Raw genomic sequence first — 15,992 nt, 5'->3', positions numbered from 1 at the left:
AAAGCGACTCCAACAGTCGCTTTTATCATTTCTGACATAAAATGAATCTCGTATACTTTTATTTGTTTAATTTGTAAAACCAAAAACATTTTTAAAATTTAAAAAATCATTCATGGAACAAAATAAAAAGGCAGGTTTTTTACAAACAGTTACGTCGTTCAATAAAACATTTTGGCTCGCGAGTTTCATGGAACTGATGGAACGTTGGGCTTGGTACGGAATTTTTACGCTTTTCGGCTTGTATTTAGTGGGTTCTACTAATGAAGGCGGTTTGGGTTTCAACCACATTCAAAAAGGAAACATCATGGCGAACGTAACCGCTATTTTATACCTTCTTCCGCTATTTTTTGGAGTAATTGCAGATCGAATTGGCTATAAATTGTCATTAACCATTTCCTATGTAATTATGATGGTGGGTTACTATTTTATGGGAGAAGTGAATACGTATTGGAGCATGTACATGGTTTTCTTGATGGTTGCTATTGGTGCGGCTTTCTTTAAACCGGTTGCTTCAGCACTTGTTGCACGAAATACTGATGAAACCACCGGAACTATGGGTTTCGGTATTTTCTATATGATGGTAAATATTGGAGGTTTCGTAGGTCCGGCTATGTCTTCTTACTTAAGAACAGAATACGGTTGGAGAATAATTTTTATTCAGGCAGCCATCGTAATTGGAATCAATCTCTTGGTCGTTTTATTTTTTTATAAAGAACCAAAAAGAGAGAAAGGACCTAAAACACCAATTCTTACAGAATTTAAAAACTCAATAACAAGTATTATTGAAGCTTTAAAAGACAAACGATTAACTATTTTGCTGATTTTAATGATTGGTTTCTGGACGATGTTTAATCAGTTGTTTTATACGTTACCCAATTTTATTGAAGATTGGATAAATTCAAATGACTTGAGCATTTGGATTAATGAACACATTCCGTTTCTAGGAACACTAATGACGGAAAACGGACAAGTAAAACCGGAATGGTTTTCAAACCTTGATGCATTCATGATTATCATTTTACAGGTTTTTGTTTCTTATTTCGTGATTAAAATGAGACACCTTCACGCTATCATTCGTGGAGCAATTATCGCTACAATTGGTGTTGGATTAACGTTTTACACACATAATCCTTGGTTTACCATTATTGGAACCATGATTTTTGCTGTTGGAGAAATGATGTCAAGTCCAACTTTATCGTCATTTATTGCGATTATAACACCAAAAGGAAAAGAAGCATTATACCAAGGAACTTACTTTTTACCCGTTGCTGCTGGAAACTTCTTTACCGGATTTATTTCTGGAGATTTGTATCAAAAGTGGTCGGATAAATTGTCTTTACTTCAAACGGAAATGGGCAAACGAAACATTACGATGCCAGAAGTCGTTAGTAAAGAACAGTATATGGAAAAAGCTTCAGAAGCTTTGAATATTTCAATTACGCAATTTGAAACGCAATTTCAAACCAAACAAGACCATTTAGATTGGAATTTAATAGGAATTAAAGTTTCAGAATTCGCTTCTGCTAAAGGAATTGACGTTTCAAATATTGCACTGCCTTTTTCAAAAAATGAATATTTTGTATTGGCGGAGCAAAAACTGAGCATGTCACATTGGGAACTAACTGATTTTCTTTGGGACAATTACCACCCTAACAAACTATGGTTTGTAGTTGTGGGAGTTGGACTTGTATCCATTGTTTCTTTACTCATTTATGACAAAATGGTCATCAAACCGATGGAGAATAAATCTGTCAAATAATTACATACTTTACTGATTTAAGCCTTTTAACACCGAACTACGAGAATAAAAAATTCTTATATGAGTTCAGTTTAAAAAAATTTTACTTTATTTGTGGGTCGTTCGACAAACCAAAAACTATTAATTGATAATTTATTTATATGAATCAAGTTTCAGCTACTGAAAATCCAGATTTTTTCAAATCGAAAGTTCTCGGACATCCAGCAGGATTATTTGTGTTATTCTTTACAGAAATGTGGGAGCGATTTTCATTCTACGGAATGCGGGTCTTATTGATATTATTTTTAACCGCTGCTTTAATGGGTGACAATCCAGGTTGGGGTTGGAATCCTGAAAACGCCGGTGCTTTATATGGTACTTATGCCATGTTACTTTACATTACACCAATTTTCGGTGGAATTATTGCCGATAGATACATCGGTTATCGTTGGGCTGTAGTAATCGGGTCGATTATCATGACCTTGGGACACGCGGCAATGGTAATGGAATCGGAATTCATGTTGTATTTAGGACTTGGGTTATTGGTTATTGGAACTGGTTTTTTCAAACCAAACATGACTTCTATTTTATCTGAAATGTATAAAAATTTCCCAGAGAAAAAAGATGGAGCTTACACGATCTTTTACATGGGTGTAAATGCTGGAGCGTTTTTCGGAATGATGTTGTGTGGCTATCTTGCTGCAGAATTGGGTTGGCACTGGGGTTTCGGTTTAGCCGGAATATTTATGTTATTAGGAACTATCCAATTTTGGTTGGCAAAACCATTATTTGGTGACATCGGAGAAGTGCCAAGCAAAGAAAAAAGAGCTCTTGAAGCAGCACGTGTAGCTGAATCTAAAAGTGATGACGACAAATTAAATCCATATACCACGGTTGACATTGCGTTAATTATAATTACAACGGTCTTGGGTTTATTATATGCTTTTAACGACCCATTATCTAAAATAGGTAACATTAATTTATTTCCTTTTAAAGTAGGTGATTTAGATGGTTCTATTGTAATGATTTTAGTCGCGTTAGTTTTATTCTTATTCTTAGTAATCTCACGATTAATGCGTTACACAACCGTAATTCGTCATAGAATGATTGCGGTAATTATTTTCGCTTTCTTTACCGTCTTTTTCTGGATGTCTTTTGAACAAGGAGCTTCGTCATTAGTGATTTTTGCGAGAGATAGCGTTGACAGGTCATTGGAAGGCACTTCACTAACCATTTTTAATGTTGTAAACACACTTCTTACAATTGTTCCATTGATAATTATTTCATGGGTTCTTATTTTACTATGGAAACAAACCTATAAAAAAGCACTTGGTTCAAATATTGTTTTAGCACTTACGTTCATTGGAATTTGGGGAATTGCAATCTGGATGTTGAACAATGAATTTAGTAAAACAGATTCAGAAATTACGCCAGCATGGTTTTCAATCTTGAATTCCTTCTTTATTATTGCTTTCGCTTCTACAGTTTCTAAAATTTGGGACAGTAAATACAATCCACCTGCTGCTGTAAAATACGGATTAGGTCTGATTATTATGGCTGTCGGCTTTGGAATCTTAGCTTACGGAACATTTGGAATGGTAGATGGCGTTAAAGTTTCTATGATGTGGTTAGTGTTGGCTTATTTATTCCACACTTTAGGAGAATTATTCTTGTCACCAGTTGGACTGTCTTACGTTTCAAAATTAGTTCCAGCACGAATGATTGCATTTATGTTTGGAATGTGGTACTTAGCAATTGCTATTGGAAATAAATTAGCAGCTGTTTTAGGTGGTCAAATTGAAAACATTACAAATACATATTCACTTTCAACATTCTTCTTAATCTTCGCAATTGTTCCAACAGTAGCAGGATTACTAGTAATTGGATTAAATCCAGTATTGAAAAAATTAATGCACGGCGTACGTTAATTAAGGTTAATTAAAAATGCTACTATTGTTTTGGTATCATTTTTGGAAATATTTTAAAAAAATAAATTTATGAAAAAATTTATAGTAGTACTACTTCTAACTTTCGGTTTCTCAACAATTAATGCACAAGAACTAACTTGGCATACCGACGTAAATAAGGCAAGTGATTTAGCAATTAAAAATAAAAAACCATTAATGCTGTTTTTTACTGGAAGTGATTGGTGTGGTTGGTGCATCAGATTACAAAAAGAGGTTTTTAAAACACCGGAATTTGTAAAATGGGCTAACGACAACGTAACATTAGTCGAATTAGATTTCCCAAGAAGAAAGCAATTAGCTCCCGAATTAGCACAGCAAAACAAAAACTTTGAGCAGATGTTTGGAATTCGAGGTTATCCTACGGTTTGGTTGGTTACTCCAAGTTTAGCAGAAGGAAAAGTAGCCTTTAATCGCTTAGGAAGTACGGGTTATGTTGCAGGAGGACCTGAAGGATGGTTGCCTGTTGCTAATCAAATTTTAAACAACAAATAAATTTACTTTTCAATTCTATAGAATCCCTTTTCTGCAACTGCGTGAAAAGGGATTTTTTGTTTGTCGCAGATTTTCTGGATATGCTCTACGACATTTCTATAATTTGAAGCATCAACAATTACAATTTCAGGTTTATAATTGTTAAAAAACCGCTCAAAATTTATTTTAGGCGATTGTGTAATAACTAGAATATCGGGTTTAATTAAAGAAGAAAACACAGAAGAGCTATCCAAAACCAGAATTTTCTTATCGTGAAAATACATTAAGTTGGGAATTTCATACAACTCTTTAACCGACGTTCCGTTGGCAACATTAAATGATTGCAGATTTCGGTTTTCTGAAACATCTTTATTCGAAAAAACCACAACTTCATTTCCACGACGTTCCAAAAATAGTGAACTATTCCTTTCCTGAAATACAATCCATTCTTCCTTATTTCGTGATGAAATATCAAAAGAAAAACAGCTCATTTGAAATAGTAAAATAGCTATTAATACAAGAGCAGTCGTCCTAAAATTTCGACGAATAAAAAACCATCCGATTGCAAAAACAAGTAAATAACACGTTGCCATCATCCAGAAATCAAAAGAAATATTTTTGAAAATAAAGGATTCATAGGATGCAATTTTTTCAATAATCAGGTTTAGCAACCAAATTAATTTTTCTAAAATATCCGCAGCCATAGCCGGCAATTTCGTAAAAAAAGCAATCAAAACAAATAGTAATCCTACACCCATAATCAATGTCATCAAAAACATAATTAAGAGGTTAGTCACAAAAAAGAGTCCCGGAAATTGATGAAAATAATACAAACTCAAAGGCATTGTACCTAATTGTGCGGTCAAAGTTATAGTAAAAACCTGCCATAAATGATTGGTGATTTTGTTTTTTGGTTTCAAAAGCTTCACTAATTCCGGCTGTAACCAAAGTATAAAAAACACTGCCATATAACTCAACTGAAAACCAACGTCAAAAAGGAAGGAAGGTTGAAAAAGTAAAATGAGAAATATGGAACAATAAAATGTATAAAATACATAGGTTTTCCGCTTCATGTACATTCCAATTGCAACAAAGGAAAACATTGTAACGGAGCGAACCACAGATGGTGAAAATCCTGCCACAAGAGCAAAACACCATAAGATTAAAATAATAGTGACTACCTTAAAAACGCGAAACCGATTTGTATTTGGTAGAAAATTTAAAAGATAATTCAAAAAAAGCAACACAAATCCGACGTGCAATCCTGAAACCGATAAAATATGAATTGCTCCAGCATATTGATAATCTTGTAAAATCGTAGGGTCTAAATCCTGCCGTTGCCCAAGAATTAACGCTTGAACAACACCCAATTCCTTCTGGTTGAAATCACTTTTGCTCAGATTTTCAATAACTCTATTTCTGAAAATGGCGCTATAATAATAGAGACTTTTTTCTTTAGAATTAAAAACAAACGTTGCTGTATTATCTGCATAAACCTGACCATAAATCGACTTGTTTTTCAAGAAAGAACCGTAGTCAAATTGGTCTGGATTTAGTGGTTTTTGAATTGGAAAAAGTTTAGCGTGAACCGCCACTTTCATTCCAATATTAAAGTCTTTCGCAGTAGAATCTTTTCGAAAATTTAATAGAATCTTTCCGGACGCAGGTTTGTCATTTATTGTATAAATCTTTGCTACAAACCGATTATTCTTTAAAGTTGGTTTCCATCTTTCTATCAGAACGAGTTTCATGCTTACAGCTTCGTCCGTTTCATTAAAAGTATGAAAATAATGTGTTTTATCATTAGTGGCTTGATGAGCAATCGCAGTAAAGTTACCTAGACAAAAAGACACAACAAGAGAAAATACCGTAAAAATTTTTAAAAATCGACCGGATTTACTACGAAAATTAAGCAGGAAGGCAATAAGAAAAAGAGAAAATGAACCAACAAGAAACAGTAAACCGATATTAAATTCTAAATTTAAATACCGATTAAGCACAATCCCAAAAACGAAAAGAAACGTTATTTGAGTCAACGGATACTGAAGCACTTTCATTATCCGAATTTAATAAATTTTTTTATAGGTTCGACAAAACCCGATTGACTTGTGCAAAAGTTTTTTTGTAGTAACTTTCTTTTGTTGAAGAAATTATAACCCCTAGCGAAGTGGAAGAGTGGATGAATTTAATTTCGTCACCTATTACATCTACAACCATTCCTACGTGATTAATAACCCGTCGTCCATTCGTTTTGAAAAATATTAAATCCCCTTTTTTAACTTCTGATTTCTCAACTTTCTCACCAACACTTGCCATATCTCTCGAAGAACGAGGAATCGACATATCAAATAAGTTGTAAACAGCCGTTACCATTCCCGAACAATCCATGCCATCTAATGACGTTCCACCGCCACGGTAACGAACGCCTAAAAATTCCATTGCATTATTAATCATTTGAACAGCAACGTAGTTTTCTGGTTCTGAAATTTCAATATCGTCAGCATTTACATCAGAAATGACATTTTTCAAATTTGTAGCAGTTGATTTTGTACTTTTAGCTGGTTTGGTAGTGGCCTTCTTTTTTTCTTTTTTTACAGGTTGCTCTGTAACCACTGCCACATCATTTTTAGATTCAGCAGCTACAGTTGGCTTTTGATAAATGCCCTTTTTTAAAGCCTCCTTTTTAGAAGTAACAATTTGGCTGTAGCCAAAAGTAATTGTAAATAACAGTAAAAACGTGAAGTATATATTTTTAGTAACAGACATATTTATTTTTATTTTTCAAACAATTTTCATCAAATCGTTTTTAGATTTATGGATAAAATAATTTCTCGATTGTAATCGTCTAACGAAAAACGCAAAATATTTAGCAATTATTATACCACGTACAAACTTAAACAAAAAAAACTAAAATTAAAACACAAATAACTGGTTTGTAATGAAATAAATTTTACTTAATAGCATTCACGATGAGTTTCGCCGTTTTATCACTAGCTCCTTCACCTCCTAAATTTGCTTCCAAAGCTTCATAATCTTTAAAAATTCGCTCTCGATTCTGGATATCTAAGATTTTCTCTAGTTCAATTTTTAAATTTTTAGTATTAAATTCATCTTGAATCAATTCTTTTACCACTTCTCTATCCATAATTAAATTGACTAGAGAAATATATTTCAATGTAATTACTCGTTTTGCAATTTGATACGAAATCCAACCTCCTTTATAGCAAACTACTTCGGGAACTTTAAACAAAGCTGTTTCTAATGTTGCAGTACCTGAAGTAACCAAAGCTGCATGCGAAATGGACAATAAGTCATACGTTTTATTTGAAATAAAATGCACATTTTCAGTATTCAAGAACGTTTTGTAAAATGAGAATTCCTGACTTGGCGCTCCTGCAATTACAAATTGGTAAGCTGCAAAATCTTCAACAATACTCAACATTACCGAAAGCATTTTGGTGATTTCCTGTTTCCGACTTCCGGGAAGCAAAGCAATAATTGGCCTTTTGTCTAAATTATTTTCTGCTCGGAAAATTTCATCTGATTGTATTTCATGATTGTTAATTGCATCAATCAGCGGATGACCAACAAAGTGTACAAGGAAATTGTGTTTTTTCTCGTAAAAATCTTTTTCAAAAGGAAGAATAATATAAAGTTCGTCAAAATCACGTTTTATAGCTGAAATACGATTTTCCTTCCAAGCCCAAATTTGTGGCGAAATATAAAAATGCGTTTTAATCCCTCGTTTTTTAGCCCATTTTGCAATTCGCATATTAAAACCCGGATAATCAATGAAAATGATAACGTCAGGTTTAAATTCCAAAATGTCTTTTTTGCAAATTTTAATATTTCCTAAGATGGTTTTTAAATTCATAATCACCTCAGCAAATCCCATAAAAGACAAGTCACGATAATGTTTCACAAGAGTTCCGCCAGCTTTTTGCATCAAATCGCCACCCCAAAATCGAATACTGGCTTGAGCATCTTCTTTGTAAATCGACTTCATCAAATTTGAACCGTGCAAATCTCCCGAGGCTTCTCCTGCAATAATATAATACTTCATGATTTATGCAAATAAAGTTACAACCGTTAATAGTAAAGTTGCTAAAACTACTCCACGAGCCATCAACTCCTTGTTAATTTTCAGTAAGAAAAAGAAAGCAAAAAGATTTAGAATTGAACCTAAAGCAATGAGTTTCCCTAATTGTCCTTGTCGTTTTAAAATGGAATATCCTTCAATAAATTCATATTCTGTAAATAAAGCAACAAACAAGTAAATTCCTAGACTAGCTGCAAGAATTCCTATTAGCATTCCGTAAAATAAATCAACCTTTTTCATTTAAATTCCATGTATTTAATTGTTGTATGGCATGATGAGCGGTCAAGTCAAAGTGTACAGGTACTATCGAAATGTAACCATTGCCCAAAGCCCATTCATCCGTATCGGTTCCGTTATCATGATTCACAAATTCACCAGTTAACCAATAATAATCCCGACCCTGAGGAGTTTGTCGTTTGTCAAATTTTTCTTGCCAAACTGCTTTCGCTTGACGACAAATTTTCATTCCTTTAATCTCCTTTTCGTTTAATTTTGGAATATTTACATTCAAAACAACACCTTCTGGCAAGCCTTTCTCCAAAACATGTAACGCTATTTCCTTTATAAATTTTTCACACTGACTAAAATCAGCATTCCAACCGTAATCTAATAATGAAAAACCAATGGCTGGAATTCCTTCAATGCCGGCTTCGACTGCAGCACTCATTGTACCCGAGTAAATCACGTTAATTGATGAATTGGAGCCATGATTAATTCCTGAAACACATAAATCTGGTTTGCGTTTTAGAATTTCTGTTACGGCTAATTTGACACAATCAACCGGAGTTCCAGAACAACTAATTTCTTTAATATCAGCATCTTTATCTGAAATTTCATTGAGGTATAAAGTGTTATTTATTGTTATTGAATGTCCGGTAGCGCTTTGCGGCTTATCGGGAGCTACGACAATCACATCGCCAATTTCTTTCATTACTGAGATTAATGTCCGAATGCCGGGTGCTGTAATACCGTCGTCGTTGGTAATTAAAATTAATGGTTTTTTATTCATATATTGTATCGATAATTCTCTAAAACAGGAAGAATTATACCTCTTTTAAAAGTGGAAATATTTTTAACGCTAAAATAAGCAATTTTCACGGTAAGTTACTATTTTAGCACCTTTAACAAAAAATTATCTCCTGTGCTGATTACTTGGCATAGTTTTTAACTTACTTTAGAGGAAAATTTAGATTTTAGAAATTGATGAATGTCATATTGAGTTTTATGAAGAAAAATATTAAAATTATAGCCTTTGTCGCCCTACTTTCGGCGGCCTTATTGAGTTTTTTACCTAATGAAAAAAGCGACCCTGAAAAGGATAAAGCTTTAATTCAATTGATTACACTCGTGATTGAAAAAGGTCATTATGACCCAAAGTCAATTGATGATAGTTTTTCAAAATCCTTGTTTAAGAGCTATATAAATGGATTAGACCCATCAAAAAGATTGTTTTTACAAAGTGATATTGATGAATTTTCGAAATACGAATTACTATTAGACAACCAAATTCTTGCACGTGATTTGTCATTTTTCGATTTGACATACAATCGATTAATGCAACGTACGAGCGAAAGTAAATCGTATTATAAAGAAGCACTTGACAAACCATTTGATTACAATCAAAATGAGGAATTAGATACAGATTATGAAAAGTCTCCTTACACGAAAAGCACCAAAGAGCTTAAAGACCGTTGGAGAAAACAGATTAAACTTTCGACTTTAGCTTCATTGACTGAAAAATTAGATTTTGAAAAAAAGAAAGATTCTTTGTCAAAAACAGAACAAACAAAACTTAAAAAAGAGGATTTAGAGCCTAAATCTTTTAAAAAACTAGAAGAAGAAACGAGAGAAAATTCATTAAAATCACTAGATGAGGTTTACAGTTTCATGAGTGATTTAACTCGTGATGATTATTTTGGAATTTATTTAAATAGTATATCTGAAAATTTTGACCCACATACTTCTTATCTAGCACCTAATGATAAAGAAAAATTTGACGTAAGTATGAGTGGTAAATTCTTCGGAATTGGAGCTCGACTTCAAAAAAAGAATGATTATACTGAAATAACCGACTTGATTTCTGGAGGTCCAGCTTGGAGAGGAAAACAATTAGAGGCCGGCGATTTAGTTATGAAAGTAGCTCAAGGAAATGACGAACCTGTAGATATCGTAGGAATGCGATTGGACGATGTTGTTAAAAAAATTAAAGGACCAAAGGATACTGAAGTTCGATTGACAGTTAAGAAAACGGACGGAAGTATTAAAGTAATTTCAATTATCAGAGATGAAGTTGAAATTGAAGAAACGTATGCAAAATCAAGTATTGTAGAGAAAAACGGGGTGAAGTATGGTGTAATTTATCTACCTAAATTCTATATCAATTTTGAAAACCGTGACGACCGTGATGCAGCAAAAGACATGAAAGTGGAAATTGAGCGTTTGAAAAAAGACGGTGTCCAAGGAATTGTTTTAGATTTAAGAGATAATGGTGGTGGTTCACTTTCAACAGTAGTTGATATTGCAGGAATGTTTATTGAAGAAGGGCCTATTGTACAAGTAAAAGAAGTAAATAGAAATAGAGAAGTTTTATCAGACCGCGACAAAAATCTACTTTGGGACGGACCATTAGTGGTAATGATAAACAACTTTTCTGCTTCGGCTTCAGAAATTTTAGCAGCTGCAATTCAAGATTATAAAAGAGGAATTATTGTAGGAAGTAAGCATTCGTTTGGAAAAGGAACGGTTCAAAACGTATACGAATTAAATCGATACATCAGAAATAGTGATTTTGGTGATTTAGGAGCTTTAAAAACTACTACTCAAAAATTCTATAGAATTAATGGAGGCTCTACTCAATTAAAAGGAGTTGCAAGTGATGTTCACATGCCAGACCGTTTTTCTTATGTTGAAATTGGAGAAAGCGATATGGAAAATGCAATGCCTTGGGACAAAATTGAAGCAGCAAATTACCAAACGTGGAACATCCCCAATTTTGACAATATCATTGCAAAAAGTCGTGCTCGATTGAAAAAAAGTGAACAATTTGCTTTGATTGATGACAATGCGAAATGGTTGAGTAAACGTCGTGATGAACACGTTTACAATTTGAATTTGAAAAAATTTGAAGCGGAACAGAAAGCAATTGAGCTAGTAATTAAAAAGTACAAACCTATTTCTACATATAAAACAGACCTAATGTTTACGTCTTTACCTTATGAAATTGCTATCATGGAAAAAGACACTTTATTAAAAGAAAAGAGAGTTCGTTGGCACGAAAGTTTATCGAAAGACGCTTATGTTGAGGAATCTCTAAATATTTTAGAAGACATGCAACCTAATAGCGGAAAGAAAACAGCCGCTCCAGCATCGAAAACAAAAAAAGGTAAAGTTGTAGGTTCTCTATAAATAAAAATGGATAATACAACAAAGTCATTAACAGCTATCGCGCTCCAAAAATTCAAAAAGAATTTTTGGGGCGTTTTTAGTTTCTGGTTTATCATTGCATTGATTTTTATATCGATTTTCGCATACGTTTTCACACCAGACCAATCAGAAAACGCGAACCAAATGCATCTCTCCATTCATTCAAAATCACCAGGTTTTGAAGTCCAAATGCTGTCAATTCCTTTAATTGAAAAAGCAGAAAGCAAGTTGAGTTATTATTTTTTTGGCTTTCCAAATAACACGACTGAAATTCCAATTACAACTTATACAGTTCAAAATGAAAAACTGATTTACACCGAATTTTCTGACGATAAGGCATTAGCTCAAATAAAGGAAATAGGCTTGGAAAAATTTTCAGGCTTTTCTTCTATAAAAGAAGTTGCTGAACAAAATATAAAAACCCAAAAATTCTATTTAGGAACGGATAAATATGGACGTGACCTGTTAAGCAGAATGATAATTGGCTCCAGAATTTCATTGTCAATTGGTTTTATAGCAGTTTTCATATCCTTAATTGTTGGAATTTTCTTTGGAGCACTGGGCGGTTATTTTGGAGGAAAAGTCGATGCATTTGTAATGTGGTTGGTCAACATTATTTGGTCAATACCAACTTTGCTTTTAGTAATCGCTATTACACTAACTTTAGGAAAAGGATTTTGGCAAGTTTTTGTCGCTGTCGGACTCACAATGTGGGTTGAAGTGGCAAGAGTTGTACGAGGTCAAGTTATTAGTTTGAAAGAAATGCAGTACATTACTGCTGCAAAAGCATTAGGCTTTGGTGATTTCCGAATTATATTCAATCACATTTTACCCAATATTATGGCTCCGGTAATTGTAATTTCGGCTGCTAATTTTGCTTCAGCAATTTTAGTTGAAAGTGGCTTAAGTTTCTTAGGTTTAGGAGCTCAACCTCCAATTCCAAGTTGGGGAGGCATGATTAAAGATCATTACAGTTATATTATTTTAGGAAAACCGTATCTTGCCGTCGTTCCCGGACTCGCAATTATGTTCCTTACTTTAGCCTTTATGATGGTGGGAAATGCACTTCGAGACGCACTTGATGTGAAATCATAAAAAATAATTAACCGTTATTTTGCTCCATTTTCAAACTTATTTCCCAATTATAAGAAATTAGTTTTATCTTTATTTTCTCAAAAACACGACTCATGAAAAAAGAATTTTACGAACGATATGAGTATGCCCGAAATCGTATTAAAGAAAAAAAACTCCTTTATTATCATTTTATTCTGTTTATAGTGGGAAGTTTATTCATGTATGTTGCCAATGAATTACTTGAATATGGATTGCCAAATTTGTGGTACAAATGGGGGATTGTAATTTGGTTTTTTATCTTTATCCTGCATTTTATTCGCGTTTACATTACAAAACGTTTTATGAATAAAGCTTGGGAAGAACAGCAAATTGAGCATTTGATGAACAAACAAGACAAGAAAATCGAACAATTAAATTCAAAAATTGATTCAGAAAACTCAAAATAAATTCCATGATTACATTAATTGCCGCTGCTGCAGAAAATAATGCTTTAGGAAAAAATAATGAACTTGTTTGGCATTTACCAGACGATTTTAAACGTTTTAAACAATTAACTTCAGGGCATTTTATTATAATGGGTCGAAAAACGTTTGAAAGTTTTCCAAAGCCGTTACCTAATCGAACGCATATTATCATTACCCGTCAGAAATATTATGCGGAAAAAATAAATTCTGATTCGTGTATTGTTGTTGATAGTATTGAAGACGCTATTGCAAAAACAAATTCAAATGATGAGAATTTCATCATTGGAGGTGGCGAAATTTATAAATTGAGTTTGCCTTTTGCCGATAAAATTGAATTGACACGTGTTCATGGTACTTTTGATGCTGACGCTTTTTTTCCAGAAATTGACAAAAATAACTGGAATTTAGTGAACGAAGAGTATCATCCAAAAGACGAAAAACACAATTTTGATTTTACCTATCAAACCTTTTTAAGAAAATAATTCAATTTTCATTCACAGTTGTCTAATTCTCTAATTAACGAATTAACCGTACCTTTGTACAAATTTTTTACTATGTCAAAAAACATAACGCCTTACAAAGATTCTGAATTAGGAAAAAAAGAGCAAGTTGCTCAAATGTTTGATACTATTTCTGGAAATTATGACGGTTTAAATCGTGTAATTTCCTTCGGAATTGATGTGAAATGGCGTAAAAAAGTACTAAAATTAGTTGCTGACAAAAACCCAGAAACCATTCTAGACATTGCTACTGGAACAGGAGATTTGGCATTATTAATGACGCAAACCAATGCTAAAAAAATAATTGGTTTAGATATTTCGGCTGGAATGCTTGAAGTGGGAAGAAAAAAAATTGCTGAAAAAAAATTAGATTCAAAAATTGAAATGGTTTTAGGAGATTCTGAAAACATTCCTTATGACGATGCTACATTTGATGCAATAACCGTTGCTTTTGGTGTTCGAAATTTTGAAACATTAGAGAAAGGATTGGAAGAAATATTAAGGGTTTTAAAGCCTGGAGGTATTTTTGTAATACTTGAAACTTCAGTTCCGGTAAAATTTCCATTCAAACAAGGTTATAAATTTTACAGTAAAAACATCTTACCTTTGATTGGCAAAATGTTTTCTAAAGACGATTCAGCTTATCAATATTTATCTGATTCTGCTTCCGTTTTTCCTTTTGGAGAAGCCTTAAACAATATTTTACGAAAAATAGGGTTTATAGATGTGAAAGCTTTGCCACAAACTTTTGGCGTAGCAACCATTTATTCTGCATCAAAAAAATAATTACTTTCGTTCGCTATTTATGAAAAAACTCATTTTACTTTTTATACTAATCAGCACTTTTCAAGCACAAGCTCAATTTGGCAAAGACCCAATGATTAATCTTGAAAATTGGGACAAACAGCGTGTGTATTGGGGCTACTATTTGGGAATGAGTTTTTATGATTTTAAATTTGAGTATGAAGAACCAGGAAAAGATATTCTAGTTGATAATGGAATGGGATTTAATGTAGGGTTAATCGGGAATTTACGTTTGACGGAATATTTTGATTTGCGTTTTGAACCGGGATTAACTTTTAACCAACGTGACTTAACTTTCCCAGGATTTGAGAATGAAGCAGATGCTTTGCGTGAAGTAAAATCTACTTATTTGCATTTTCCTATACTTTTAAAATTTAGCGCTTTGCGAACTGGTAATATCCGTCCATTTCTTATTGGTGGGGTTTCAACGGCATTAAACTTGTCGAGTAACGTCAATAATAAACAAGACAATTCCAACAATGTTTTTAGAATGGCAAAGTGGACGAACTTTTATGAAATTGGTTTAGGTGTTGACATTTACTTAGAATATTTCAAATTCACACCTTCGCTTCGTGGCGTTTTTAGCTACAACGACGAATTAATTCGCGACAACGATCCTAATAGTCCGTGGACTGGAAATGTAGGCTCCATGCAGACAAGAGGCGTATTTCTAAATTTTACTTTTCAATAAAATCAATTATTTCTGCGGAATTCACTCAAAATAATTGCCGTTGCCGTTGCTACATTTAAACTTTCGGTTTTTTGGATTTCTCCAAAACGTGGAATTGCTATTCTACTTTTAATTGCACTTTCAATTGCTTCAGAAATACCATTAGCTTCATTTCCCATGACAATAATTCCTTCTTGAGGCAAAGTCATTTTGTAAATATTTTCGCCGTCCATAAATGTACCGAAAACGGGTAAATTCGTATTTTGAAGTATCGGAAGTAAATCTGTATACACACAATTTACTCGAGTAATTGAACCCATTGTTGCTTGAATGACTTTCGGATTGTAAATATCAACAGTATCTGGCGAACAAATAACTTGACTAATACCAAACCAGTCGCAGATTCTTAAAATCGTTCCTAAATTACCTGGATCCCGAATACTGTCTAAAGCCACAATCAAACCTCGTTCTTCAAAAGAAGTTGTAACTGGAATTTTAAAAATTGCCAAACAGTTATTTGGCACAGTTAATGCGCTTATTTTTTTTAGTTCTTCAAATGAAATTAATGAAATTTTATCTTTTGAAACGTCTGTGAATAAAGGCATTGTTACATAAATATGTTCCAATTCAAAATCAGCATCGAGCAGTTCCTGAATGACTTTTACACCTTCGGCAATAAAGAGTTGATTCGATTGTCGAAATTTTTTTTGATGTAAACTGCTGATTAACTTTATTTGGTTTTTACTAACCATAGAAATAATGTACTTTTGATTAAATTTTCG

Annotated in this window: 15 protein-coding genes; 9 read left to right on the top strand and 6 right to left on the bottom strand. The window is 33.2% G+C overall.

What is annotated here, in order from left to right:
- The first annotated feature begins 112 nt into the window (after positions 1 to 112).
- The 3 genes from ACQ5J2_RS05775 to ACQ5J2_RS05765 all read left to right on the top strand — a co-directional run bounded on the left by ACQ5J2_RS05775 (position 113) and on the right by ACQ5J2_RS05765 (position 4,197).
- On the top strand, positions 113 to 1,759 hold the full coding sequence (locus tag ACQ5J2_RS05775; protein WP_432672784.1) for an MFS transporter: 1,647 nt from the start codon (positions 113 to 115) through the stop codon (positions 1,757 to 1,759).
- Between the two features lie 140 nt (positions 1,760 to 1,899).
- A complete protein-coding gene (locus ACQ5J2_RS05770) occupies positions 1,900 to 3,666 on the top strand; it encodes a peptide MFS transporter (protein ID WP_432672783.1) in 1,767 nt (588 codons plus the stop codon).
- A 69-nt stretch (positions 3,667 to 3,735) separates the two neighbouring features.
- Positions 3,736 to 4,197 (top strand): thioredoxin family protein, encoded by a 462-nt coding sequence (locus ACQ5J2_RS05765; RefSeq protein WP_432672782.1) that lies wholly within the window; start codon positions 3,736 to 3,738, stop codon positions 4,195 to 4,197.
- A 2-nt stretch (positions 4,198 to 4,199) separates the two neighbouring features.
- Here ACQ5J2_RS05765 and ACQ5J2_RS05760 read toward each other — a convergent pair whose 3' ends face one another.
- The 5 genes from ACQ5J2_RS05760 to surE all read right to left on the bottom strand — a co-directional run bounded on the left by ACQ5J2_RS05760 (position 4,200) and on the right by surE (position 9,284).
- Positions 4,200 to 6,233, bottom strand: a complete 2,034-nt coding sequence (locus tag ACQ5J2_RS05760) for a ComEC/Rec2 family competence protein (RefSeq protein WP_432672781.1) — start codon at positions 6,231 to 6,233, stop codon at positions 4,200 to 4,202.
- A gap of 22 nt (positions 6,234 to 6,255) precedes the next feature.
- The gene (locus tag ACQ5J2_RS05755; protein WP_432672780.1) at positions 6,256 to 6,942 is read right to left on the bottom strand and encodes a C40 family peptidase; all 687 of its coding nucleotides are present in this window, start codon (positions 6,940 to 6,942) and stop codon (positions 6,256 to 6,258) included.
- Between the two features lie 184 nt (positions 6,943 to 7,126).
- A complete protein-coding gene (lpxB, locus tag ACQ5J2_RS05750; RefSeq protein WP_432672779.1) occupies positions 7,127 to 8,239 on the bottom strand; it encodes a lipid-A-disaccharide synthase in 1,113 nt (370 codons plus the stop codon).
- A 3-nt stretch (positions 8,240 to 8,242) separates the two neighbouring features.
- The gene (locus tag ACQ5J2_RS05745; RefSeq protein WP_432672778.1) at positions 8,243 to 8,515 is read right to left on the bottom strand and encodes a hypothetical protein; all 273 of its coding nucleotides are present in this window, start codon (positions 8,513 to 8,515) and stop codon (positions 8,243 to 8,245) included.
- Positions 8,502 to 9,284, bottom strand: a complete 783-nt coding sequence (gene surE, locus ACQ5J2_RS05740; RefSeq protein ID WP_432672777.1) for a 5'/3'-nucleotidase SurE — start codon at positions 9,282 to 9,284, stop codon at positions 8,502 to 8,504. The genes ACQ5J2_RS05745 and surE overlap by 14 nt, the downstream gene beginning before the upstream one ends.
- Positions 9,285 to 9,478: 194 nt before the next feature.
- Between surE and ACQ5J2_RS05735 the strand changes: the two genes are divergently transcribed.
- The 6 genes from ACQ5J2_RS05735 (at position 9,479) to ACQ5J2_RS05710 (ending at position 15,231) form a co-directional block, all read left to right on the top strand.
- Positions 9,479 to 11,680 carry a carboxy terminal-processing peptidase gene (locus ACQ5J2_RS05735; RefSeq protein ID WP_432672776.1) on the top strand — a complete coding sequence of 734 codons (2,202 nt, stop codon included), beginning with the start codon at positions 9,479 to 9,481 and terminating at the stop codon, positions 11,678 to 11,680.
- 6 nt (positions 11,681 to 11,686) lie between these two features.
- Positions 11,687 to 12,793 carry an ABC transporter permease gene (locus ACQ5J2_RS05730; RefSeq protein WP_432672775.1) on the top strand — a complete coding sequence of 369 codons (1,107 nt, stop codon included), beginning with the start codon at positions 11,687 to 11,689 and terminating at the stop codon, positions 12,791 to 12,793.
- Between the two features lie 92 nt (positions 12,794 to 12,885).
- Positions 12,886 to 13,218 (top strand): 2TM domain-containing protein, encoded by a 333-nt coding sequence (locus ACQ5J2_RS05725; RefSeq protein ID WP_432672774.1) that lies wholly within the window; start codon positions 12,886 to 12,888, stop codon positions 13,216 to 13,218.
- 5 nt (positions 13,219 to 13,223) lie between these two features.
- A complete protein-coding gene (locus tag ACQ5J2_RS05720) occupies positions 13,224 to 13,718 on the top strand; it encodes a dihydrofolate reductase (RefSeq protein WP_432672773.1) in 495 nt (164 codons plus the stop codon).
- Positions 13,719 to 13,790: 72 nt separating this feature from the next.
- A complete protein-coding gene (gene ubiE, locus ACQ5J2_RS05715; RefSeq protein WP_432672772.1) occupies positions 13,791 to 14,522 on the top strand; it encodes a bifunctional demethylmenaquinone methyltransferase/2-methoxy-6-polyprenyl-1,4-benzoquinol methylase UbiE in 732 nt (243 codons plus the stop codon).
- Between the two features lie 19 nt (positions 14,523 to 14,541).
- Positions 14,542 to 15,231: a porin family protein gene (locus ACQ5J2_RS05710; RefSeq protein WP_432672771.1), complete on the top strand. Its 690-nt coding sequence runs from the start codon at positions 14,542 to 14,544 to the stop codon at positions 15,229 to 15,231.
- Between the two features lie 2 nt (positions 15,232 to 15,233).
- On the opposite strand, the gene ACQ5J2_RS05705 is transcribed toward ACQ5J2_RS05710, so the two are convergent.
- Entirely contained in the window at positions 15,234 to 15,962 is a 729-nt protein-coding gene (locus ACQ5J2_RS05705) for a TrmH family RNA methyltransferase (RefSeq protein WP_432672770.1), read from the bottom strand.
- Positions 15,963 to 15,992: the final 30 nt, after the last annotated feature.

Origin of the sequence: Flavobacterium sp. SM2513, assembly GCF_050908145.1 — a bacterium.
GTDB lineage: Bacteria > Bacteroidota > Bacteroidia > Flavobacteriales > Flavobacteriaceae > Flavobacterium.
The sequence above is the reverse complement of the archived record's forward strand: the minus strand, read 5'-3'. Positions and strand labels throughout refer to the sequence as shown.